Genomic DNA, 22,170 nt, shown 5'->3' with positions numbered 1-22,170 from the left:
GCGCCGTTCGCCCGTGTCGCGGGGCGTCAGAGGAGGGCGGCCTGCAGGTCGGCGGCGGTGGGGTAGACCGCGAGCGCGCCGGCGGTGTCGAGCTCGCCGGGCTCGGCGTAGCCCCAGCCCGCGCCGAGGCAGGAGATGCCGTGCCGGCCGGACCCGACGACGTCGTGCAGCCGGTCCCCGACCATGATCGTCTCCGTGGGGGCGGGGGAGTCGAGGCGGCGCAGCGCCTCCTCCACCACGGCGGCCTTGCTCGGGCGCCGGGCGTCGACCGTGTCACCGGTGATCGCGGTGAACAGCTCGGTCCAGCCCTGGTTGGCGAGGATCTCGCGGGCGGCCGGCTCGGCCTTGCTCGTCGCGAGCCCGAGCCGCACGTCGGCGGCGACGAGGGCGCGCAGCAGGTCCTCGATGCCGGGGTACGGGGTGGACTTGAGCAGGCCGCTCTCGCGGTAGAGCGGCCGGTACAGCGCAAGAATCCGCTCGGCGTCGTCCGCGCCGACCAGCGGCGGCAGGGACTCGTAGAGCGGCGGGCCGAGCAGGTGGCGGCCGATCACGGTGTCGTCCCAGGGCACGCCGAGCTGGTCGAACGCGGTGCGCAGGGTCCCGAGGATGCCCGGGGCGGAGTCGACGAGGGTGCCGTCGAGGTCGAGGAGCACGGTGCGGTAGCGGGGGCGGGTCACGACCTCATTGTCCCTGACCACGCTGGACGCATGCCGTACGGTCGTGCGCATGACGAACGCCGGGTTGCTCGCGCCGCTGTCCGGCGCCGACGCCGTCGCCGCGCACCTGGACGACGCCGCCTGGGTCCGCGCGCTGCTCGACGTCGAGGTCGCGCTCTCCCGCGCCGCCGCACGGTACGCCCTCGTCCCGCCGGACGACGCGGAGGAGGTCGCCGCCGCGGCAGACCGGCTCGCCGCGGACCCGGACGTGCCGGACGAGCTGGCGGTTGCCGCCGTCGAGGGCGGCAATCCGGTGATCCCGCTGGCCCGGCTGCTGCGCAAGGAGGCCGGCGGGGCGAGCGGCGCGGTGCACCCCGGCGCGACCAGCCAGGACGTCATGGACACGGCGCTGGTGCTGCTGGTCCGCCGAGCCGCACCGACCCTGCTCGCCGACCTCGGCGCGGCCGCCGACGCCGCGGCCGCGCTCGCCGCCGCCCACCGGGACACCCCGACCATCGCCCGCACCCTCGGCCAGCAGGCGCTGCCCACGACCTTCGGGCTCGTCGCCGCGGGGTGGGCCGCCGGGCTCGACGCCGCCGCCCGCGAGCTCACCGCCCGGGTCGACGCCCTGCCCGTCCAGTTCGGCGGCGCGGCCGGCACCCTCGCCGCCTCGCACCCGCACGGTCCCGCGGTCGCGGACGCGGTCGCCGACCTGCTCGGCCTCGCCCCGCAGGGGGTGCCCTGGCACACGGAGCGCACCCGGATCGGCGCGCTGGCCGGGGCGCTGGGGGTGGCCGCCGGGGCGTGCGCCAAACCGGCCACGGACGTCGTGCTGCTGTCGCAGACCGAGGTCGGCGAGGTCTCGGAGGCCGCGCCCGGCGACTCGTCCTCCATGCCGCACAAGCGGAACCCGATCGCGGCGATCACCGCGCGGGCGTCGGCCCGCCGGGCCCCGGGACTCGTCGCGACGCTGCTCGCGGCGACGGACCACGAGCACCAGCGCGCGGCGGGCGCCTGGCACGCGGAGTGGCCCACGCTGACCGACCTGCTCGCCGTCACGGGCGGCGCCGCGGCCCGGCTGCGCACCAGCCTGGCGGGCCTGCGGGTGCACCCGGAGGCCATGCGCCGCAACCTCGCGCTGACGACCGAGGGCGAGCCGGACACCGGGCACGCCGCCGAGCTCGTCGACCGCGTCCTGGAGGCCCGGTGAGCGCGACCGGCACCGAGCCCACCGACCACGGCGACCACACCGTCCGGGCCGAGCACGTCCAGTCGCTCGCCCGCGGGTTGTCGGTGATCAAGGCGTTCGACGGGACGCACCCCGCGCAGACGCTGTCCGACGTCGCCCGCGCCACCGGCCTGACCCGGGCCGCGGCCCGCCGCTTCCTGCTCACCCTGGTCGAGCTCGGGTACGTCCGCACGGACGGGCGGCTCTTCGCGCTCACCCCGCGCGTGCTGGAGCTGGGCTACTCCTACCTGTCCGCGCTGTCGTTGCCCGAGCTGGCCGCCCCGCACCTGGAGGAGCTGGTCGAGACGGTGCACGAGTCGGCGTCGGTCTCGGTGCTCGACGGCGACGACGTCGTCTACGTCGCCCGGGTCGCCACCGCGCGGATCATGGCCGTGTCGATCACCGTCGGCACCCGCTTCCCGGCCTACGCCACCTCGATGGGCCGGGTGCTGCTGGCCGCCCTGCCGCCGGACGAGCTCGACGCCCGGCTCGGTGCCCTCGAGCCGCTGACCGACCGCACCGTGGCCGACCGGGACACCCTGCGCGACGTGCTCGGCGACGTCCGCGCGGCCGGCTACTGCCTCGTCGACCAGGAGCTGGAGGACGGGCTGCGCTCGGTCGCGGTGCCGATCCGGGACGCCGCGGGCACCGTGGTCGCCGCCGCCAACGTCAGCACCCACGCGCTGCGCAACAGCACCGCCTGGCTGCGCGACGAGGCCCTCCCGCACCTGCGTGCGTGCGCCGCGGCCGTCGAGGCCGACCTGAAGGGGTTGCGGGGATGACCCCGGCGGGCGTACGGGGCGGACGCGTGCTGCGATGGGGGCCCGAGACCGAGCGAGGGGGAGCCGTGGCCGAGCGACCGATCGTCCTGGGCGTGCAGCCCTGGGGCGAGGCGACCGATCCCGCCCGCCACCTGGAGCGCGTGACCCTGAGCGTGCGAGGCGTCGACGTGCTGTTCCTCGTCGACCCGGCCGTCGACCCCCTCGGCGACCCGGCCGGCGGACCGGCCCCGCTCGACGCCCTCGCGGCCGCCACCCGGATGGCCCCGGGCGTGCCCGGCACCGGGCTGGTGCCGCAGGTGCCCGTGACCGGCGCCGATCCCGTCGCCCTGCACGACGCCGTGGCCGCGCTCGACGCCGCCTCGCTCGGCCGGGCCGGGTGGGAGGTCGTCGTGCGGGGCCCGGTCGCGCCCACCCCGCCCGGGGAGCTGTGGGCCGAGGCCGGGAAGGTCGTCGAGGCGGCGCACCGCCTGCGGGAGGGCGACGGGACCGGCTTCCGCGGCGAGTTCGTCCAGGTGCGCGACCGGATCCCCGTCCCGCGCTCGCCGCAGGGCGAGCCGGTCGTGGTGGTCCGCGCGGACGAGCCCGAGGCGCTGCCGGTGGCGGCGCGGTACGCGGACGTCGTGCGGATCTCCGCCGGAGCGGTGGCCGAGGCCGCGATGCGCCGGCTCGACATCGAGGCCGGGGCCGCCGAGGCCGGCCGGGACCCGTCGTCGCTGCGGGTGCTGGTCGACATCGGCGTGGGCACGGGGGAGGGGCTGCACCACTCCGGCTCGGCCGGGCTGGCCGCGCTGGCCCGCGAGGTCGCGCGTACCGGGGCCGACGGTGTGGTCTTCCTCCCCGCCCGGCCGCGCGGGCTGGAGAAGGTGGCCGACGACGTCGTCCCCCTGCTGCGGGCGCACCGGACCCCGCTGCGCACCCTCCGGGAGCGCTTCGGCCTGCCCCTGCGGGGAGCCGGCCTGGCCGCGTCCGCGGGCTGACCCTCCCGTTCCGTCGGGGGTGGATGGGACAGTGCCCGCGTGGGGGAGCGGGTGCTGTCGTGGGGGGAGCTGAACCGCGCGCTGCTGGCGCGGCAGCTGTTGCTGGAGCGGGCGCGGATCGGCCCGGTCCGCGCGGTCGAGCGGGTGGGTGGGCTGCAGACGCAGTACGCGCCGTCGGGCTACGTCGGGTTGTGGTCGCGGCTGCGGGACTTCCGCCGCGAGCACCTCACCGAGGCGCTGACCGGGCGCCGGATCGTCCAGGCGTGGGTCATGCGCGCCACCCTCCACATGGTGTCGGCGGCCGACTTCGCGCCGCTGACCGAGGCGGTGCGCGAGCCGCGGCGGCGCTGGTGGCTGCGCGCGCAGAAGGAGGCCGCGGGCCTGGACATGCCCGCCGTCGCCGCCGCCGTCCGGGGCCACCTCGCGGACGGTCCGCGCAAGCAGGCCGAGATCGTCGGGCTGCTGGCGGCGGACGGCTTCCCGAAGGTGGCCTTCCAGGGCGTACAGCTGTGGCTCGACCTGGTCCGGGTGCCGCCCGCCGGGACCTGGGAGTCGCCCCGCGCGCACGTGTACGGGCTGGCCGAGCAGTGGGTGCCGGCGACCGGGGCCGACCGCGCCCGGGGCGAGGAGCTGCTGGCCGAGCGGTACCTGCGTGGGTTCGGGCCGGCGTCGGCGCAGGACCTCGCGCGGTACGCGGGCTGGACGGTCACCGGGGCGCGGGCCGTGCTCACCCGGCTGGACACGCGCCGGTTCCGGGACCCCGCGGGCGGCGAGCTGGTCGACCTGCCGCGCCTGCCGATCCCGGCGGCCGACGTGCCGGCGCCCGTGCGGTTCCTGTCGAACTGGGACGCGGTGCTGCTGCTCGGGCACGCGACCCGGGCGGGCATCCTGCCCATGGAGCACCGCGAGAAGGTGTTCGCCACGCGGATGCCGCAGTCCACGCCGACCTTCCTGGTCGACGGCCGGGTGGCCGGGACCTGGCGGTTCACCGGCGGGCGGGTGGTGCCGGCGCCGTTCGGGGAGCTGCCGGCCGCGGTGGCGCGGGAGGTCGCCGACGAGGCCGAGCGGCTCACGGAGTTCCACCGGGCCTGACGTGCGACGGCGCCGACCCCCGATGGGGCGGCGCCGCCGGCGCGGTCTAGATGCGCAACCGGGTCTCGATGTCGGCCGGTGAGTCGGGCAGGGCCCGCAGGTCGGCGAGGAGACGTTCCCGGTCGCGGTCCTGCGGCAGCACGCCCGCGAACGGCGCGGCAGGGCGGAACTGCGCCAGCCGGAAGCGGCGGCGTCCGTCCCGGTGGGCGCGGGCGAAACTCCACCCGAGGACGACGAGGGCGGCGAGGGCGAGGATCGATGCGGTCATGGCAGGAAGTTTGCTCCAGATCACTTCCTGCCAGAAGTGGCAGGGATGACACCCTGCGCAAAGATGCCGCCAGTATGCTGGCGCGCATGCTGCGCAGCGTCGCCGTGCTGGTCATGCCCGAGCTCGCCGTGTTCGAGTTCGGGGTGCTGTGCGAGGTCTTCGGCATGGACCGCTCGGACGACGGGCTGCCGGTCCTCGACTACCGCGTCTGCGGCGTGGAGGCCGGGAAGCCGGTCAGCACCACCGGGGGCGTGCAGGTCGTGCCGGAACACGGGCTCGAGGGGCTCCGTGGCGCCGACCTGGTCGCCGTGCCCGCCACGCGCCTGCGGACGTTCCCGGAGGAGGCGCTGCAGGCCCTGCGGGAGGCGGAGGCGGCCGGCGCCATCCTGCTGACCGTCTGCTCCGGCGTGTTCGTCCTGGCCGAGGCCGGGCTGCTCGACGGTCGCAAGGTCACCGCCCACTGGCACAGCATCGAGGAGCTGCGCGAGCGGTACCCGCAGGTCGAGGTGGACCCGGACGTCCTCTACGTCGACGACGGCAACCTCATCACGAGTGCGGGCACCGCCGCGGGCATCGACGCCTGCCTGCACCTAGTCCGGCGCGAGCTGGGCAGCGCGGTGGTCAACGGGATCGCCCGACGGATGGTCGTGCCGCCGCAGCGGGAGGGCGGCCAGCGGCAGTTCATCGACCGGCCGGTCCCGGAGTGCTCGGCCGACTCGCTCGGTCCGCTGCTGGACTGGATGCTGACCCACCTCGACCGCGAGCACTCGGTCGCGGACCTGGCCCGCCGGGCCACCATGTCCGAGCGGACCTTCGCGCGGCGCTTCGTGAACGAGACCGGCACGACCCCGCTGCGCTGGCTCACCCGTCAGCGCGTGCTGCACGCCCGGCGCCTGCTCGAGGACACCGACCTGTCCGTCGACGCCGTGGCCGCCCGTTGCGGGTTCGGCAGCGCCACCCTGCTGCGGCACCACTTCCGCAAGGTCGTCGGGGTCGCACCGGCCGACTACCGGCGGGTGTTCCGCACCAGCGAGGAGCTCGTCGGCTGACGATCGACCCGGCTCGTGACCGATCTCACTCGCCGCGGCCCCGGGGCGGGCGATACTGGGCCGGACAGACGCGCATCCCCACCACCTGCGTCCCGTCGGCCGGCTATGTCGACCCGTCGACCCGCCGACCGGGGGCGCGCGAGGAGCAGTGACGCCCGAGATGCCCGCGCAACCGAGAGTGGCCGTGATCGGGGCCGGCCCGTCCGGCCTGTACGCCGCGGCCGCCCTGCTGGCCTCCGAGGTCCCCGTCGACGTCGACGTGCTCGACCGGCTGCCCGCCCCGTACGGCCTGGTCCGCTACGGCGTCGCGCCGGACCACGTGAAGATGAAGTCGGTCATCCGGGTGCTGCAGAAGCCGTTCGCCGACGGCTCGCGCGTCCGGTTCCTCGGCAACGTCCGGGTCGGGGAGGGCGGCATCCCGCTCGACGTGCTCCGCGAGCACTACCACGCGATCGTGCACGCCTCGGGCAGCTCGGTGGACCGCGCCCTCGGCATCCCGGGGGAGGGCCTCGCGGGCAGCCACGGTTCCGGGGCCTTCGTCAGCTGGTACTGCGGGCACCCCGACTTCGTGGACCTGGACCCGCTGCTCGACCGCCCCGGCGTCGTCGTCGTGGGGGCGGGGAACGTGGCGCTCGACGTCGCCCGCGTCCTGGCCCGCGGGCACGCGGAGATGGCAGGGACGGACGTGCCGGACCGCGTGCTGGAGGTCCTGCGCGGCAGCGCGGTCACCGACGTGCACGTGGTGATCCGGCGCGCCCCGGAGCACGTGAAGTTCACCCCGGCCGAGCTGCGCCAGATCGGCGAGCTCGAGGGGGTGCGGGTGCTGGTGCACGACGACGGCGTGCTCGCCGCGGGCCTGCCCGACGCCGTCCTCGACGGGATGGAGCGGCGGCAGAAGCAGAACCTCGCCCTGCTCACCGAGTGGACCGCCCACGAGCCCGGCGACGCGCCGCGGCGCATCCACCTGCACTTCCTGCGGACGCCCGTCCGGCTGCTGGAGGAGGGCGGCCGGGTCGCCGGCATGGTCGTCGAGCGCAACGGGCTGCGAGACGGGAAGGTGGTCGGGACCGGTGAGGAGGAGACGATCCCGGCCGGGCTGGTCGTCCGGGCGATCGGCTACTCGGGCGAGCCGATCCCGGGCCTGCCCTACGACGCGCGGAACGGGATCGTGCCCAACGTGGCGGGCCGGGTCGTCGACGGCGACCGGCCGGTCCCCGGCGCCTACGTCACGGGCTGGATCAAGCGCGGGCCCACCGGCGTGATCGGCACGAACAAGGGCGACGCCGTGGAGACCGTCGCCTCCCTGCTCGACGACCTGCACGCCCTCCCGGACCCGGAGTACCCCGACCCGGAGTCGGTCGTCGAGCGGCTGGAGGCCTACGGGATCGAGCCGGTCACCTGGACGGACTGGGAACGGCTCGACGCCGAGGAGCTCCGCCGGGGGGAGGCGCGGGGCGGGGCGGAGCGGGTCAAGGTCGCCGAGCTGGCGGAGATGCTCGCCGCGGCCCGGGGCCGGACCCGGGTCTGATCGCGTCATGGAACCATGATGCTCGAAGACGACGCGAGAAATCGCATCATGGTTCCCTACTGCGATCCGCTCAGTACGGGTCGACGGACTCGACGCTCGGCAGGGCGCGGAGGCGGGCCGCGAACTCCGCGGCCTCCTCCGCGGTCATGGTCACCGAGCAGGTGAGCTCGCTGCAGCCGACGCCCTCCCGGACGTCGACGGCCATCTCCTTGACGAGGCCGCCGCAGGCGCGGAGCTCGGCGGCGACGCGCAGCACGCCGTCCATGCCGTTCGTGGTGACGATCGTGTGGCGGCGGAGGATGCGGCAGCCGGCGGTGCGGGCGGGGGCGTGAGCGCTGCTGCGGATGTCGGTCGGGCGCTCGACGGTGATGCTCATGGACGTGCTCCGGGGAGTGCGTTCGTGTGGTGCTGGGAACGCGAGCCAGGTCTCGGCAGGGTTCTCGGCTTCGGGGGAGGCGGGGCGAGAGGTCCCGCGGGTGGCGCGACGGCAGCCTGGCTCAGCCGACGCGCGGGGCTACTACGAGCCCGGCGCGCGCGGCGAGGAGGATCGCTGCGGGTCGCACGCCGCCACGGTAGCAGCCACGCGTGGTGTGTGACACCTGCCCTCCCGGACAGGGTGATCCCCCGGGCACGGGCCCGTGAACGGGAGAAGGGGCCCCGCGCCGCGGGGCCCCTTCTGCGTGCCGCTCCGAGTGTCCGCTCGGACCCGACCGTCAGTCGGTCTGGTCCTTCGGCCGCCCGGCGTCGGGCCGGCCGGCCAGCTCCAGCTCCTCCGCGGCCCGGGCGCGCCGGTCGCGGTCCTCGAGCTCGCGGTGGTGGTTCTCCGCGCGGGCCTGCTCGAGGGCCACCGTCTCCTCGACGGGGTCCGGGCCGAGCAGCGAGCCCGCGACCGGCGTACCGGCCGAGCCCAGCTGGTTCATCCGCTTGGGCACCGGGGCGCCCTGGTACTCCAGCGGGATCGGGTGGCCGTGCGCGTCCACCCCGGCCAGCGGCTGGTGCACCTCGATGAACTCGCCGTGCGGCAGGCGCCGGATGATGCCCGTCTCGATGCCGTGCTCCAGCACCGCCCGGTCGCTCTTCTGCAGGCCGATGCAGATCCGGTAGGTCACCCAGTAGGCGATCGGCGGGACCACCAGCAGGCCGATGCGGCCCGCCCACGTGGTCGCGTTCAGCGAGACGTGGAAGAAGTAGGCGATCCAGTCGTTGACGCCGCAGAGCACCAGCCAGACGTAGAACGAGATGCCCATGATGCCCAGCGAGGTGCGGACGGGCACGTCGCGCGGGCGCTGCAGCAGGTTGTGCAGCGCGTTGTCGCCGGTCATCCTCCGCTCCACCGCGGGGTAGATGCCCGCGACGACGAACAGGACCGGGAGGAACGCCACCGTGGCCCAGAACGCCGCCGGGATGGTGTACGTGCCGAACAGGTAGATCTCCCACGGCGGGAAGATGCGCGCCATGCCCTCGGAGAAGAGCATGTACCAGTCCGGCTGCGACCCCGCGGAGACGTGCGCCGGGTCGTAGGGGCCGAGGTTCCAGATCGGGTTGATCTGGAAGATGCCGGCCATGATGCCGAGGACGCCGACGACGATCGCGAAGTACGCGCCGCCCTTGGCCGCGAACGCCGGGAGGATCCGGACGCCGACGACGTTGGTCTCCTTGCGGCCGGGGCCGGGGAACTGCGTGTGCTTCTGGTACCAGACCAGCGCCAGGTGCACGCCGATCAGCGCGAGCAGGATGCCCGGGAAGATCAGCACGTGCACGATGTAGAGCCGCGGGATGATCTCCATCCCCGGGAACTCGCCGCCGAACAGCGCCCAGTGTGCCCAGGTGCCGATCAGCGGGATCGACAGGATGAAGCCGGAGGCGATGCGCAGGCCGATGCCGGAGAGCAGGTCGTCCGGCAGCGAGTAGCCGGTGAAGCCCTCGAGCATGCCCAGCAGGATCAGGACGAGGCCGATGATCCAGTTCGTCTCGCGCGGCTTGCGGAACGCACCGGTGAAGAACGTGCGGAACATGTGGGCGACCATCGCCGCCAGGAACAGCAGCGCCGCCCAGTGGTGGATCTGCCGCACGAACAGGCCGCCGCGGACCTCGAGGGAGATCTGCACCGCGCTCTCGTAGGCGCGCGACATGTGCACGCCGCGCAGGTTGTCGAAGGCGCCGTTGTAGACGACCTCGGTCATCGACGGGTCGAAGAACAGCCCGAGGTAGATGCCCGACAGCAGCAGGACGATGAAGCTGTAGAGCGCGACCTCGCCCAGCATGAACGACCAGTGCGTGGGGAAGACCTTGTTGAACTGCTTCCGCAGCCCCGCCGCCGGGTGGTACCGCTGGTCCAGCTCGTCGAGCGCTGCGGCGGCCTTGGTCTTCGGGCCACCGGACTTGGTGACCGGTGTCGTGATGGCGCTCATGGCCTCCGCTCCCAGAATGCCGGTCCGACGGGCTCGATGAAGTCGCTCCGTGCCACGAAGTAACCCTCACTGTCCACGGTAATGGGCAACTGGGGAAGGGCGCGCGTCGCGGGACCGAAGACGGGGCGCGCGTACTCGGTGGCGAGGAACTGGGACTGGTGGCACGGGCACAGGATCCGGTTGTCCTGCGTCTGGTACAGCGACGCCGGGCAGCCCAGGTGCGTGCAGATCTTCGAGAAGGCGTAGTAGTCGCCGAAGTTGAAGTTCTCCTGGCCCTGCCGCTTGATCGTCTGCGTGCCCGGCCGCAGCCGGATCAGCATGACCGGGGTGTCCGAGGCGCGCTGCGCGTGCAGCAGTGCCTCCTCGTTGCCCCGCTCGGACTCGCGGTACGGGAACACCGTCTCCATCGCGCCGGGATCCAGGTCCTCCGGGCGGACCCGGGAGATCTCGCCGAGGATGCCGGTGTCCCGGCGCAGGTAGACGGTCTCGCCGTTGACGGAGCCCCACGGGGTGACCCAGAGCGCGGCCTGGTCGCCGCCCTTCCACGGGTTGCGGATGAGCGGGCCGAGGGCGGCGATGCCGACGCCGATGCCGAAGATCCCGGCCGCGGCGCCCGCGGAGCGGGTGATCAGCTTGCGCCGGCCGATGTCGGTGGTCTTCCCGGCCGACACCAGCTGGGCGATGACCGTCTTGCGGTCGACCTCGTCCGAGCGGCCGTCGTGCCGCTGCTGGACCGAGACCTCCTCCGGGAAGAACTTCCGGACGTAGGCGATCACGCCGATGCCCAGGGCCAGCACCGTGAACCCGAACAGGAAGCCGATCGCCGGCGTGTAGGAGGCGTACCAGCCGTAGCCGGGCTCGCCGGGCGCGACGTACTCGTGCGGCCATGCGATGAAGGCGACGATGAAGCCGAGGGCGGACAGCGCCGACAGGAGGAACCAGGTGGCGACGCCACGCTCGGCGCGCTTCTCGGCCCGGGTGCCCCGGACCGGCCACTTCGGCGCGTTGTGCACGACCTCGACGTCGTCGAGCGTGCCGGCGAGCCGGGCCAGCTCCTGCTGGCTCATCCCCTCGAGCTCCTCGGGGGTGGGTCGGGTGGGGTGGGTCGACGACCCTGCGTCGGTGGCGCTCAATTCTTCGCTCCCAGCCACATGGCGAAACCGACGACAGCGGTCAGGCCGACGACGAAGATGACCACGCCCTCGGTCGTCGGGCCGAGGCCCCCGAGGTCGTACCCGCCGACCTGGTTGCTGCCGTTGGTGACGGACTTGACGTACGCGATGATGTCCCGCTTCTCGTCCGGCGTGAGCTGCCGGTCACCGAACTTCGGCATGTTCTGCGGGCCGGTGAGCATCGCGGTGTAGATCTGCTCCTCGGACGGCGTCTTCAAGGTCGGGGCGTACTTGCCCGACGACAGCGCGCCCCCGACACCGGTGAAGTTGTGGCACGAGGCGCAGTTCAGCCGGAACAGCTGGCCGCCGCGGGCCGGGTCGTCGCCGCGGAGGGCGGCGCCGGTCTGCGCGGGGGTCTCGGGGCCGCCGCCGTTGGCCTGGATGTAGGCGCCCAGCGCGTCGAGGTTCGCCCGGCCCTCCTCGGTAACCGGGTCGAACTCCGGGAGCGGGGGCTTGCGGCCGGCCTGGGCCTCCTGGCGCGCCAGCGGCATGCGGCCGGAGGAGACCTGGAAGTAGACGGCGGCGTCGCCGACGCCGACCAGGCTCGGCCCGCGCTCCTCGACACCCTGCAGGTTCGAGCCGTGGCAGGTGATGCAGACGGAGTTGTAGAGCTGCTGGCCCTTGGCCACGAGCGCGGCGTCCGGCTGGGCGACCGCCTGGTTCTGCTCCGCGTTCGGGGCGAACAGCGTGTACCCGCCGCCGACCGCCAGCAGGGCGACGCCGATCGCGAGGAGACCGGCGAACTTGCGCCGCATCTTGCCGTGCGGGCGCCGCTTCCGGGGCGCGGGTGGGGTGGTGGTCTCGGTGGTCATCGTCGGCGTCTAACCCTCACGGTCGGCGTTCGGTGCTTCCGGGGAGCGGGGTCGCTTACCGGATGAAGTAGATGACGGCGAAGAGGCCGATCCAGACGACGTCGACGAAGTGCCAGTAGTAGGACACGACGATCGCCGCGGTGGCCTGAGCCGGGGTGAACTTGCTCAGCCTGGTGCGGATCAACAGGTAGATGAACGCGATCAGGCCGCCGGTCACGTGCAGGCCGTGGAAGCCGGTGGCCATGTAGAAGACCGTGCCGTAGGCGCTGGACGAGATCGTCGTCTCGTGCTCGGTGACCAGCGTGTGGTACTCGTTGATCTGCCCGACCACGAAGAACGTGCCCATGAGCAGCGTCAGCGTGTACCAGCGCCGGAGGCCGAAGACGTCGCCGCGCTCGGCGGCGAACACCCCGAACTGGCACGTGAAGGACGAGGCCACGAGGACGATCGTCACGACCAGTGCGTAGGGGACGTCGAGATGGGTCGGCGGCGGGGGCCACTCGCCGACGTTCTGGGCGCGCGCGGTGAAGTAGATCGCGAACAGGCCGGCGAAGAACATCAGCTCGCTGGACAGCCAGACGATGGTGCCGATGCTGACCAGGTTCGGTCGGTTCAGCGAGTGGATCCGCGCGCTGATGTTGGGAGCCGCTGTCGTCACGCGGGCATTATGACCCCACGCGAACTTCTACAGCCTGTCGGGATACCCACTTCGTCAGGCAGAACCGGTCCGGCGGCACCGGGACGGCACCGGACCAACGCCTCACCAGCCCCTCCCGGTTCCCGCGCGTGCGCGTCCACGCGTGTGAGGGTGCTGACTAGTATGCGGCGGGTGAGCAGCGCCGGAAGCCTTCCCGCGAGCAGCAGCCCGTCCGCCGCGCCGGACCGGCGCACCTGGACCGTGCTGGTCTACAGCCACCGCCCCGAGGTCAGGGAGGCCGTCGTGACGGCCGTCGGCCGGCGCCCGGCGCCGGATCTCGGCCGGATCCGCTACGTCGAGGCCTCCGGGGTCGCCGAGGTCCTCGCGGCCTGCGACGCCGGCGAGGTCGACCTCGCGATCCTCGACGGCGAGGCGCAGCCGACCGGCGGCATGGGGCTCGCCCGGCAGCTGAAGGACGAGATCACCGACTGTCCCCCGATCGTGGTGTCCGTCCGGCGGGCGGACGACCGCTGGCTGGCCACCTGGTCGCGCGCCGACGCCGTGCTCGTGCACCCGCTCGACCCGCTGACCGCCGCCGAGACGGTGGCGGACGTGCTGCGCGGGCTGGGGTCCACGGCTCCCGCCACCTCCTGATGGCCGACCAGACCTGGCCGGCCCTGCTCGGCCGGCTCATCGCGGGACAGGACCTCGCCGCCGAGGACACGGCCTGGGTGATGGACCGCGTGCTCTCGGCCGACGCCACGCCCGCCCAGCTCGCGGGCTTCCTCGTCGCGCTGCGGTCCAAGGGCGAGACCGCCACGGAGATCACCGGGCTCGCCGCGGCGATGCTCGAGCACGCCAACCGGGTCACCGTCGCCGGGCGCGCCGTGGACATCGTGGGTACCGGCGGGGACCAGGCCAACACGGTCAACATCTCCACGATGGCCGCGATCGTCGTGGCCGCCGCCGGGGTGCCGGTGGTGAAGCACGGGAACCGGGCCGCGTCGTCGTCGTCGGGTGCGGCGGACGTCCTCGAGGCGCTCGGCGTGGTCATCGACCTGCCGCCGCGCGCGGTCGCGAGCTGCGTGGCGGAGGCCGGCATCGCCTTCTGCTTCGCGCCGGTCTTCCACCCCGCGATGCGGCATGCCGGCCCGGTGCGCCGCGAGCTCGGCGTGCCCACGGCCATGAACATCCTCGGCCCGCTCACCAACCCGGCCCAGCCGTCGGCGGGACTCGTCGGGTGCGCCGACCCGCGGCTCGCCCCCGTGATCGCCGAGGTGCTGGCCGGGCGCGGGGCGTCGGCGCTCGTGGTCCGCGGCGACGACGGCCTCGACGAGCTCACCACCACCACCGGCAGCGCGGTCTGGATCGCCGGCGGGGGAGAGGTGCGGCGCGAGAGCGTCGACCCGGGCCGCCTCGGCATCGGCCCCGCCACCCGCGAGGACCTGCGGGGCGGCGACGCCCGCGCCAACGCCGAGGTCGCCCGCGACCTGGTCGCCGGGAAACAGGGCCCGGTCCGCGAGGCCGTGCTGCTCAACGCCGCGGGAGCGCTCGCGGCGTACGAGGGCCCGGTGACCGACCTCGACGCCGCGCTCTCGGCGGGGCTGGAGACGGCCGCGCGGGCGATCGACTCCGGCGCCGCCGAGCGGCTGCTCGTGAAGTGGGCCGAGGTCTCCACCCGGCTCAAGGGGTAGGTGGGCCGACCGGCCCTGCAGGCGCGGGACCTCGATCGGGAGTGAGGGCGGGTTCAACCCGGTGCAGGTGCGGCCCGCCCCGCACTCTCCGGACTTCGCCGGCCGGATTCCGCCCCTCCTTCTCGCCGAGGGTCCCGCACTTCTTGTCGGGCACTTCGCACTGGGGGCTTCCGCGAGTCGCGCTCTCTGGTTCGCGAGTCGGGCTGTGTGGTTCCGCGAGTCGGGAAGTGGGGCTCGCCGCCGGGAGCGCAAGGTTCGTTGATCGTTCTCGACGGGACACGAGAGTCGTCGCGCCGGCCCTCCTGTGACCTTCCGGCCATCATGGTGCGGGGCAATCGGGTTTCTTAGCGCTGCTGTGGCCGTGATCGCGGTCTGTGGTGCAGGTCGGCCATGGGTGGCCGCGATGTGCCGCAGTTGGTGATCTCGCGGCTTCTGGAGAGGCTGTGCGCTGGTCCGCGACTGGGGCGCCGGGGGCCGTGATCGTTTCGGGTGGTGGGTGAGGGCTGTCGAGGCGGCCGTGGTGGCACTCCCGCGGCGATCATGGTGCGGGGCGGTCGAGTTTCTTAGCGCTGCTGTGGCCGTGATCGCGGTCTGTGGTGCAGGTCGGCCGTGGGTGGCCGCGATGTACCGCAGTTGGTGATCGTGCGGCGTCCGGAGCGCCCTGCTCCATGATCGTCTCGAGTGGGGCGTCAGTGCTGTCCGGCCGACCGTCCTGTCGCTGTCGTGGCGATCATGCAGAGCGGGCGGGTTTCTGCGGCCGCGTGACTGTGAGGTTCTTCCTCGGGTGCCGGGCACGGCGCTTGCCTCCCGCATCGTCCGCCGCCCGGGGTGAGGGCACGATCTCACTGTTCGTGACGGAGTTGGCGACCGTGTGTCAGAGGCGCTGCTCAGACGGGTGGTTCGCGGTCCGCGGTGCCGATCCGGTGGTCGCTGCGTCGAGTGACGCCCGTCCGGGGAACGTGTCACGCCTTCGAGGGGCGTTGCCCCCTTCGCGGTGACTCAAAGCCAACATGCGCACCATGATTCCCGTCAGCACCTCCTACCTCAACAACCACATGCAGCAGCGGCGCGACGGGACAAACGCATTGCGCAGAGTCACGACCGTGCCGGGCTGGGTTGCCCACCCGGGCGACGGGGGTGCAGGCGAAAGGCGATCCGATGAGACTCCGAACCCGCAGACAGCTCGCCCTGATCGCGACGATCGGCGCCCTGGGCCTGATCGGGCCCGGCGTCGCGCTCGCCCACGAGACCACGGGGCGGGCCCCGGGCACCGCCCCGTCCGCAGCCGCGCCCGCCGGCGCGGGGCTGCTCTCCTCCGGTTCGGGCGGAACCCCGCTGTCGGCGCCGCAGGACGCGTCGGCCGAGGCGCTCGCTCCCGGTCTGGTGCCTGCCCGGGGAGCCACGGGCGTGGCACCGGCGCACCCTGCGGCCGCCGCCCCGGCACCGGCCGGGCCCGCCGCGGGGAACGCGCCTGTTCAGCCTGCGGTGGGCACCGACCCGGGCCAGCCTGCGGTGGGCACCGACCCGGGCGAGCCTGCGGTGGGCACCGACCCGGGCCAGCCCGCGGCAGGAACCGCGCCGGCCCAGCCTGCGGCGGGGGCCGCTCCTGCCGAGCCCGCGGCGGAGACCGCGCCGGCCCAGCCTCCGGTGGGCACCGCTCCGGCTCAGCCCGCGGCGGGGACCCTTCCGGCCCAGCCAGCCGCGTCGAGCGCCACCGCGCCGGCGGTCGGGCCCGACGTCGGCCCGGGTGTCGGTACGCCGGCGACAGCTTCGGCACCGGTCGCCTCGCCGGTCTCGCCCGTGAGTGGCGCGGTGTCCGGGCCGGTAGGCGCCGCACGGGTCGGCGTCACCGCTCCGGCGCCCGGCTCGGCGTCCGTGGCGGGCGCGGCTGCCGGCGCGAGTGCGATCGGTGGCACCGGCGTCCCGGCGGTGGGCGGCACGCTCGCGGGCCCCGGTGGGGTCGCGGTGCAGGAGCCGCCCGCGGTGCCCCCGGCCGGCGCGGCGCCGGTCGGGACGCCCGGGGTGCAGCCGCCGGCCGCGCCGTCGGCACCGGCCGAGCCCGACACCGCCGCCGAGAGATACGGCTGGGGTACGCCGCTGCCGCAGTCGGACGAGTTCGACTACACCGGTGCCCCCGACTCGGCGAAGTGGAGCACGATCAACGGGTGCTGGGCCGGCCACAACGGCAACGGCAAGCGGTGCGGCGACCGCAGCACCGTCGACGGCGAGAAGCTGGTCCAGACCGGTCTGCGCAACGGCGACACGGGCTGGCTGGCCTCGAAGCTCGACCAGCGGTACGGCCGCTGGGAGGCGCGCGTCCGTTCCTTCAACACGGGGGAGTCGGGCAAGGAGTACCACCCGCTGCTGATCGTGTGGCCGGAGTCGGACAGCTGGCCGCAGGACGGCGAGTACGACTTCCTGGAGAACCAGGCGCCGGGCGAGGAGTGCGCGAACGCCTTCATCCACTACCCGCACCCGCGGATGCCCGTACAGCAGGAGTTCCTGGAGGAGAAGGACTGCGGGGCGCCGCTGTCCGAGTGGCACAACATCGCCTTCGAGTGGACCCCCGACCACGTGCGGGGCTACATCGACGGCAAGGAGTGGTACACGCTCGAGGACGGCGCGGGCCCCGGCGGCCGCAAGAACATCCAGGACATGCCCTCCGGGCACCTGACCATCCAGTTCGACAACTTCCACGGCAGCGGTATGCGCGAGGCCAGCTACGAGATCGACTGGGTGCGCATCTACTCGCTCGACGGCGCCGGGCAGCCCGCGGCCGGCGAGCCGGCGACCGGGCCGGGGGCCGGTGGGCCCGCGACCGGGCCGGGGGCCGGTGAGCCGGCGACAGGTGGCCCGAACGAGTCCGGCACCGACCCGTCCACCCCGCCGACCTCGGGTGGATCCGGGTCCGGCGACGCCGGTTCCGCCCGCGGGGACTCGTCCAGCGGAGCCGCGTCGGGCGGGGACTCCTCGGGCGGGGACTCGTCGGGCGGGGACTCCTCGGGCGGGGACTCGTCGCACGGGGACTCGTCGCACGGGGACCGGTCCGGTGAGGAGCCGGCGCCCGAGGGGGCGATGACCGAGGCCGCGCCGGCCGCGTCGGCCACCCGCGCCTCGTCCTTCGACGCGACGGCCGTGCGCGGCGCCGGCTGAGGCGCCAGTCCCGAAGCTCGAGGACCCCGGAGCCCGACCATCTCCGACCACACACCCGGTCGCAGCCGCACAGGCCGCCGACCGGGTGTGTCGCGTCCGGCCACTGGTGCGGGCCGCGCGCGGTCACGGGCCGGTGTGGATCTCGGCGGCACGGCCGCGGCTGCACTAGCCTCCGCAGCGAACCGCCCCGAGGCCTCGTGAGAAGGAGAGCCCGTGATCACCGCGATCGTCCTGGTCCACACCCTCGCCGACCGGATCCCCGAGACCGCACAGGCGATCGCGGACATCGAGGGCGTCGCGGAGGTCTACTCCTGCGCCGGCGACGTCGACCTGATCGCGATCGTCAAGGTCCGCGAGCACGAGCAGCTCGCCGACCTCATCGCGGGGAAGATCTCCAAGGTCGACGGCGTGCAGCACACCGACACCCACATCGCCTTCCGCTCCTACTCCCGCGCCGACACCGAGGCGGCCTTCTCCGTCGGCTCGAACTAGCGGCGCCGCCGCGCTCACCCCCTCTTCGCCAGCACCTCGACGGTCGTCCGCCCGGCCTCCGTGCCCTCCCGTGCCTTGAGCGCCCACCCGCTCCACCGCGCGGCGCCCCGGGCGGGCTCGGACCAGGGCTCGCAGTACACGAGACGCGTGCCGCCGGTCGTGAGCCAGCGGTAGATCAGCCGGACCTCCTCGGGTGGGGCGCCGTGCAGCGGCGCCTCGCCCGGCAGGATGGTCTGAGCGCCGGCCCGCAGCGCCTCGACGACCGGCATCGGCCGGACCCCGCGCCGGGCCACGTCCGCCGCGGCCAGCTGCCCGTAGCGGATCACGGCGAGCTCCCAGCCGCCGCGCCCGTCCGGCCGGGCGCCGACGAGCTCGGGCTGGGCGGCCAGCGCGGCCAGCGTCTGGCGCCGCTCGAGGGCGAAGATCAACGCCGCCAGCCGGTCCCGGTCGCCCGCCGCCTCCTCGAACCGCTCCTTGCCCGCCAGCGCGTCGACCCCGCGGGCGAGCCGGTGCAGCGGGTCGTCGCTCGCCCCCTGCACCAGGGCCCGCAACGACTCGACGGCGGGCGCGTACTCCTCGGGCGTCTGCAGGCCCGCGCACGGGGCCCCGCACCTCCCCAGCTCGTGCAGCATGCAGGGCGACGCCGACGGCGCCCGCGCCGGGATCCGCTGTGTGCAGCGCCGCAGCGGCACGGCGTCGAGCAGGGTGTCCAGCGCGGTCGCCGCGGACCGGTGCGAGGCGAACGGGCCCAGCGCACCCTCGCGCCCGGTGGTGACCACCGACAGCCGGGGGAAGGCCTCGGCCGTCGGCGCCACCCACCACGTGCGGCCGGGGTTGCGCGAGCGGCGGTTGTACTTCGGCTTGTGCGCCGCGAGCAGCCGCAGCTCCCGCACGCCCGCCTCGAGCGCGTGCGCGCACACGACCGAGTCCACCCGCTCGGCCAGCGCCACCATGTCCCGGATCCGGCGGCGCCGCTCGCCCGCGGTGAAGTAGCTGCGCACCCGCCGCCGGAGATCGCCGCTGGTCCCGACGTAGAGCACCTCCTCCCGCGGGCCGCGGAACAGGTACACGCCCGGCGCGGACGGCACCTGCTCGGCGAGGTGCCGCTTCTGCCGCTGGCGCTGGGTCGGCCGGTGCGCCGACGCCTCCCGGGTGAGCGCGAGCAGCTCCTCCAGGCTCTGCACGCCGAGGTTGCCGACCCGCTCGAGCAGGCGGTGCAGCACCTCGACCGTGGCCCGCGCGTCGGACAACGCCCGATGGTTTGGCTGGGTGCGGGTGCCGAAGTGCCGGGCGAGGGCGCCGAGTCGCACGCTGGGGCACTCCTCGCGGGGCAGCACGGCGCGGGCGAGCCGGGCCGTGCACACGACGGGCGGCCGCGGCCACACCTGCCCGTGCCGCTCGCAGGCCGAGCGCAGGAACCCGGAGTCGAACGGCGCGTTGTGCGCCACCAGCACCGCGCCGGTGAGGAACTCGAGCAGGGACGGCAGCACGGCGGGCAGCCGCGGAGCCGTGCGGACCATCGCGGTGGTGATGCCGGTGAGCGCCACCACGTTCGGCGGGATGCCGGTGCCGGGGTCGACCAGCGTCGCGAGCTCGCCCAGCTCCTGGCCGCCGCGCACCTTGACCGCCCCGACCTCGGTGATCCCGTCCCGCTCGTGGCTCCCGCCGGTGGTCTCGAGGTCGAGCACGACGAACGTCACCTCGCGCAGCGGGGTGCCGAGCTCGTCGAACGACAGCTGGGGAGCGGTCACGGGGCGAACGGTAGTTCGAACCCCCGACAATTCCTCGCACGCCCGTTCGAGGCGTGTCGCGGGGACGGCCCGCGACGGCGCGGAAACGGCGGGGGAGGAGTGCGGGGACGGGCGCGTCACGGCCGAATCCGTGGCCGCCCGTCCGGATCGGGGATAACCTTGACCGATGTACGAGGAGGACGCCACGCCCGAGCACCCGCAGGGTGCCGCGGGGTCCTCCGGCCGTGCCGACCTGGACTGGAACCTGCTGCCGGACCCCGTCCGGCACCGGCTCGCCGAGGTCGCCGGCACCGCGCTCGCCGGCCTCCCGCCCGCCGAGGTGCCCGCCGCGCTGCGCCAGTTCGCCCGGTTCACCCCGGCCAAGCGCGCCCGCCTCGGCGGCACGAAGCTCGTGCGCGAGCTGCGGGACAACGCGACCTTCCGCACCGCCGTCGTCGCCTGGTGGGAGGAGCACCGGCCCGGTGAGCTCGCCGCGGGCCCGGACGAGCCCGTCACGGCCGCGGCCGCCGCCGTGCTCACCGGGGCGCCCGAGGCCCGGGGGGCGGTCGCCTCCGTCGCCCGCCGCGGGGACGCGGCCGAGGCCCGGGCGGAGCGCGACGAGGCCCTCTCCCGGGCGGACAAGCTGACCGTCGAGGTCGAGCGGCAGCGCGCCGCGCTGGCCGAGGCGCTCGACCAGGCCCGTGAGGCCGCCGTCCAGCGCGAGCACGAGGTGGCGCAGCTGCGGCGCAAGGTCTCCGAGCAGGGCGCCAAGCTGCGGTTCGCCCGCGACGCGCACGCGGAGCTGGAGGCGGAGGTGGCCCGGTTGCGGGCCGGCGTCGACGCCCGGCTGGCCGAGGTGGTCGCCGAGCGGGACCGCGAGCGGGAACGGGCCGAGGAGGAGCGCCGCCGCGCGCAGCGCGCCCAGGCCGAGGTCGCGGCCGCCCGGCAGGCTGCCAAGGAGGCCCGGCAGGGTGACGAGGTGCGGCTCGGGCTGCTGCTCGAGACGCTCGGCGGGGCGGTGCAGGGCCTGCGCCGCGAGCTCTCCCTCGGCGGGGGCGGGCCCCGTCCGGCCGACCTCGTCGCAGGCCCGGACGGCACGCGGGGCACACCCGTCGTCAACCTCGCGACCCTCGACGCGCTGCTGGCCCTGCCCGCCGCGCACCTGATCGTCGACGGCTACAACGTGAGCAAGACCGGCTACCCCGAGCTGCCGCTGGCGGACCAGCGCACGCGGCTCGTGGGGCAGTTGGGCGCGCTCGCGGCGCGCACCGGGGTCGAGGTGACCGTCGTGTTCGACGGCGCCGCGGTCAGCGCGGCGCAGACCCGCGGCGCCCGGGGTGTGCGGGTGCTGTTCAGCGACCCCGGCGTGATCGCGGACGACGTCATCCGGGACCTGGTGGCCGCGGAACCGCAGGGCCGGCCGCTGCTGGTCGCCTCCTCGGACCGCGCGGTCGCCGACTCCGTGCGGCGCCGTGGGGCGCACGCGGTGCCCTCCTCGGTGCTCCTCGGCCGCCTGCGTCCCTGAGCTCGACGCCGCTCCGCGCGGCCGCGTTCCCGCAGGTCACCGGCCTGTTCTCCGGAAACTGTCGGTGCCGCTCCGTACGGTGCGCCCCGACGAGATCACCGGAGGCGAGGAGCGACACGATGATCGTCGACTGCGACAGCTGCGAGGTCCGCGGGCGGTCCTGCGGGGACTGTGCGATCGGGGTCCTGCTGGGCATGCCCGAGGTGCCGTCGGCGGCGCCGGACGACACGCCCGAGGCGGGGGGCTGGGTCGCGGTGGGCGGCGAGCACGTGCCGTCCGGCGCGCCGCGCGTACAGCTCGACGCAGCCGAGCGGCAGGCGTTGGCCGTCCTCGCCGACCAGGGACTGCTGCCGCGGTTGCGCTTGGTTCCCGCGCGTACCCGCAGCGTCACCGACATCGGGGGCGCCGAGGCCGATCGTCGCAACGCTGTGTAGCGAAGTGCGGCGCCGATCCCGCAAGATGGTCACCATCGGCGACGAACGGACCGGCGCCCGTTCACAGCACGGCTCCGCGGCCAGGTCTGGACGGGTGAATCACACGCTCGTAATCTCCTTCCGACCTCGCGTCGACCGGCCGCCGTCCCCATGGCGGCCCGTGAGGTCACCGCCGCGGCACCCCTCGCAGGAGGACACGGTGCTCCGCCGCCCGGGACCCCCGACCCGGGCCGGCGCGGCGGGTGCGAGGAGGGAGTCGCGTCCGCGTGCTGTCGCCCCGAGAGCGGTGGGCCCGGCGGGCCGGTGCGGCCCGCGCCTGTGCGCGGGTGACCGGCCGGGCCGTCGTCTCGGCGGCGCTGGTCGCCGTGGCGGTCGTCGCCCTCCTGACGGGCACCGCGGCGGCAGCCCCGATCCTGCCCGGCATCCCCGGGGTGCCCGCCCCGGCTCCCGCGCCCGCGGACCCGGCTGATCCGGCGACCCCCGCCGGGCCCGCAGAACCGGCGGCGCCGCTGGGGCCTTCGGCGCCCGCG

Annotated in this window: 20 protein-coding genes and 1 pseudogene; 13 read left to right on the top strand and 8 right to left on the bottom strand. The window is 74.8% G+C overall.

The window, feature by feature from the left end; all coding sequences use genetic code 11:
• Positions 1–26 precede the first annotated feature (26 nt).
• Positions 27–677: an HAD hydrolase-like protein gene (locus ACFQH9_RS29335; RefSeq protein WP_379571203.1), complete on the bottom strand. Its 651-nt coding sequence runs from the start codon at positions 675–677 to the stop codon at positions 27–29.
• A gap of 49 nt (positions 678–726) precedes the next feature.
• Between ACFQH9_RS29335 and ACFQH9_RS29330 the strand changes: the two genes are divergently transcribed.
• From ACFQH9_RS29330 to ACFQH9_RS29315, 4 genes are all read left to right on the top strand, one after another.
• On the top strand, positions 727–1,866 hold the full coding sequence (locus ACFQH9_RS29330) for a lyase family protein (protein ID WP_379571201.1): 1,140 nt from the start codon (positions 727–729) through the stop codon (positions 1,864–1,866).
• Positions 1,863–2,666: an IclR family transcriptional regulator domain-containing protein gene (locus tag ACFQH9_RS29325; RefSeq protein ID WP_379571199.1), complete on the top strand. Its 804-nt coding sequence runs from the start codon at positions 1,863–1,865 to the stop codon at positions 2,664–2,666. Before ACFQH9_RS29330 ends, ACFQH9_RS29325 begins: the two co-directional genes overlap by 4 nt.
• Positions 2,667–2,731: 65 nt before the next feature.
• Positions 2,732–3,643, top strand: coding sequence for an LLM class flavin-dependent oxidoreductase (locus ACFQH9_RS29320; protein ID WP_379571197.1), 912 nt, complete (start codon positions 2,732–2,734; stop codon positions 3,641–3,643).
• Between the two features lie 39 nt (positions 3,644–3,682).
• A complete protein-coding gene (locus tag ACFQH9_RS29315; RefSeq protein ID WP_379571195.1) occupies positions 3,683–4,735 on the top strand; it encodes a winged helix DNA-binding domain-containing protein in 1,053 nt (350 codons plus the stop codon).
• A gap of 46 nt (positions 4,736–4,781) precedes the next feature.
• On the opposite strand, the gene ACFQH9_RS29310 is transcribed toward ACFQH9_RS29315, so the two are convergent.
• Positions 4,782–5,003, bottom strand: coding sequence for a hypothetical protein (locus ACFQH9_RS29310; protein WP_379571193.1), 222 nt, complete (start codon positions 5,001–5,003; stop codon positions 4,782–4,784).
• An 86-nt stretch (positions 5,004–5,089) separates the two neighbouring features.
• On the opposite strand from ACFQH9_RS29310, the gene ACFQH9_RS29305 reads away from it, so the two are divergent.
• Both ACFQH9_RS29305 and ACFQH9_RS29300 read left to right on the top strand, forming a co-directional pair.
• Complete coding sequence (locus ACFQH9_RS29305; RefSeq protein WP_379571191.1) at positions 5,090–6,052, top strand: helix-turn-helix domain-containing protein; 963 nt, start codon at positions 5,090–5,092, stop codon at positions 6,050–6,052.
• Positions 6,053–6,212: 160 nt separating this feature from the next.
• On the top strand, positions 6,213–7,580 hold the full coding sequence (locus ACFQH9_RS29300) for an FAD-dependent oxidoreductase (protein ID WP_379571189.1): 1,368 nt from the start codon (positions 6,213–6,215) through the stop codon (positions 7,578–7,580).
• Positions 7,581–7,650: 70 nt separating this feature from the next.
• Here ACFQH9_RS29300 and ACFQH9_RS29295 read toward each other — a convergent pair whose 3' ends face one another.
• From ACFQH9_RS29295 to ctaE, 5 genes are all read right to left on the bottom strand, one after another.
• Complete coding sequence (locus tag ACFQH9_RS29295; protein WP_379571187.1) at positions 7,651–7,956, bottom strand: hypothetical protein; 306 nt, start codon at positions 7,954–7,956, stop codon at positions 7,651–7,653.
• A 337-nt stretch (positions 7,957–8,293) separates the two neighbouring features.
• Positions 8,294–9,991 carry a cytochrome bc1 complex cytochrome b subunit gene (qcrB, locus tag ACFQH9_RS29290; RefSeq protein WP_379571185.1) on the bottom strand — a complete coding sequence of 566 codons (1,698 nt, stop codon included), beginning with the start codon at positions 9,989–9,991 and terminating at the stop codon, positions 8,294–8,296.
• On the bottom strand, positions 9,988–11,124 hold the full coding sequence (qcrA, locus tag ACFQH9_RS29285) for a cytochrome bc1 complex Rieske iron-sulfur subunit (protein WP_379571183.1): 1,137 nt from the start codon (positions 11,122–11,124) through the stop codon (positions 9,988–9,990). Before qcrA ends, qcrB begins: the two co-directional genes overlap by 4 nt.
• Positions 11,121–11,975: a cytochrome bc1 complex diheme cytochrome c subunit gene (gene qcrC, locus ACFQH9_RS29280; protein ID WP_379571181.1), complete on the bottom strand. Its 855-nt coding sequence runs from the start codon at positions 11,973–11,975 to the stop codon at positions 11,121–11,123. The genes qcrA and qcrC overlap by 4 nt, the downstream gene beginning before the upstream one ends.
• 55 nt (positions 11,976–12,030) lie before the next feature.
• Positions 12,031–12,633, bottom strand: a complete 603-nt coding sequence (gene ctaE, locus ACFQH9_RS29275; RefSeq protein ID WP_465269546.1) for an aa3-type cytochrome oxidase subunit III — start codon at positions 12,631–12,633, stop codon at positions 12,031–12,033.
• Positions 12,634–12,873: 240 nt separating this feature from the next.
• Between ctaE and ACFQH9_RS29270 the strand changes: the two genes are divergently transcribed.
• The 4 genes from ACFQH9_RS29270 to ACFQH9_RS29255 all read left to right on the top strand — a co-directional run bounded on the left by ACFQH9_RS29270 (position 12,874) and on the right by ACFQH9_RS29255 (position 17,951).
• The gene (locus ACFQH9_RS29270; protein WP_379571250.1) at positions 12,874–13,266 is read left to right on the top strand and encodes a response regulator; all 393 of its coding nucleotides are present in this window, start codon (positions 12,874–12,876) and stop codon (positions 13,264–13,266) included.
• On the top strand, positions 13,266–14,306 hold the full coding sequence (gene trpD / locus ACFQH9_RS29265; protein WP_379571179.1) for an anthranilate phosphoribosyltransferase: 1,041 nt from the start codon (positions 13,266–13,268) through the stop codon (positions 14,304–14,306). The genes ACFQH9_RS29270 and trpD overlap by 1 nt, the downstream gene beginning before the upstream one ends.
• Before the next feature lie 1,929 nt (positions 14,307–16,235).
• Positions 16,236–17,459 (top strand): glycoside hydrolase family 16 protein, encoded by a 1,224-nt coding sequence (locus ACFQH9_RS29260; RefSeq protein ID WP_379571177.1) that lies wholly within the window; start codon positions 16,236–16,238, stop codon positions 17,457–17,459.
• Between the two features lie 213 nt (positions 17,460–17,672).
• A complete protein-coding gene (locus ACFQH9_RS29255) occupies positions 17,673–17,951 on the top strand; it encodes an Lrp/AsnC family transcriptional regulator (RefSeq protein ID WP_379571175.1) in 279 nt (92 codons plus the stop codon).
• A gap of 14 nt (positions 17,952–17,965) precedes the next feature.
• Here the strand turns inward: ACFQH9_RS29255 and ACFQH9_RS29250 are convergent, their stop codons facing one another.
• Positions 17,966–19,702 (bottom strand): DEDD exonuclease domain-containing protein, encoded by a 1,737-nt coding sequence (locus tag ACFQH9_RS29250; protein WP_379571173.1) that lies wholly within the window; start codon positions 19,700–19,702, stop codon positions 17,966–17,968.
• 166 nt (positions 19,703–19,868) lie between these two features.
• On the opposite strand from ACFQH9_RS29250, the gene ACFQH9_RS29245 reads away from it, so the two are divergent.
• The 3 genes and pseudogenes from ACFQH9_RS29245 to ACFQH9_RS29235 all read left to right on the top strand — a co-directional run.
• Entirely contained in the window at positions 19,869–21,206 is a 1,338-nt protein-coding gene (locus ACFQH9_RS29245) for an NYN domain-containing protein (protein WP_379571171.1), read from the top strand.
• A 119-nt stretch (positions 21,207–21,325) separates the two neighbouring features.
• Entirely contained in the window at positions 21,326–21,640 is a 315-nt protein-coding gene (locus tag ACFQH9_RS29240) for a hypothetical protein (RefSeq protein WP_379571169.1), read from the top strand.
• 266 nt (positions 21,641–21,906) lie between these two features.
• Positions 21,907–22,170: pseudogene (locus ACFQH9_RS29235) on the top strand (hypothetical protein); the annotation flags it as partial.

Source organism: Pseudonocardia lutea, assembly GCF_042658055.1.
Taxonomy (GTDB): Bacteria; Actinomycetota; Actinomycetes; order Mycobacteriales; family Pseudonocardiaceae; genus Pseudonocardia; species Pseudonocardia lutea.
Note: the sequence above shows the minus strand (reverse complement) of the source record. Positions and strands in the feature narration are given on the sequence as shown.

What these genes read in the sequence shown, in the direction of transcription:
- ACFQH9_RS29295 (WP_379571187.1), bottom strand. Translation starts at nt 7,956, where the DNA reads ATGAGCATCACCGTCGAGCGCCCGACCGACATCCGCAGCAGCGCTCAC.
- trpD (WP_379571179.1), top strand. Translation starts at nt 13,266, where the DNA reads ATGGCCGACCAGACCTGGCCGGCCCTGCTCGGCCGGCTCATCGCGGGA.
- ACFQH9_RS29300 (WP_379571189.1), top strand. Translation starts at nt 6,213, where the DNA reads ATGCCCGCGCAACCGAGAGTGGCCGTGATCGGGGCCGGCCCGTCCGGC.
- qcrC (WP_379571181.1), bottom strand. Translation starts at nt 11,975, where the DNA reads ATGACCACCGAGACCACCACCCCACCCGCGCCCCGGAAGCGGCGCCCG.
- ACFQH9_RS29245 (WP_379571171.1), top strand. Translation starts at nt 19,869, where the DNA reads ATGTACGAGGAGGACGCCACGCCCGAGCACCCGCAGGGTGCCGCGGGG.
- ACFQH9_RS29240 (WP_379571169.1), top strand. Translation starts at nt 21,326, where the DNA reads ATGATCGTCGACTGCGACAGCTGCGAGGTCCGCGGGCGGTCCTGCGGG.
- qcrB (WP_379571185.1), bottom strand. Translation starts at nt 9,991, where the DNA reads ATGAGCGCCATCACGACACCGGTCACCAAGTCCGGTGGCCCGAAGACC.
- ACFQH9_RS29305 (WP_379571191.1), top strand. Translation starts at nt 5,090, where the DNA reads ATGCTGCGCAGCGTCGCCGTGCTGGTCATGCCCGAGCTCGCCGTGTTC.
- ACFQH9_RS29330 (WP_379571201.1), top strand. Translation starts at nt 727, where the DNA reads ATGACGAACGCCGGGTTGCTCGCGCCGCTGTCCGGCGCCGACGCCGTC.
- ACFQH9_RS29310 (WP_379571193.1), bottom strand. Translation starts at nt 5,003, where the DNA reads ATGACCGCATCGATCCTCGCCCTCGCCGCCCTCGTCGTCCTCGGGTGG.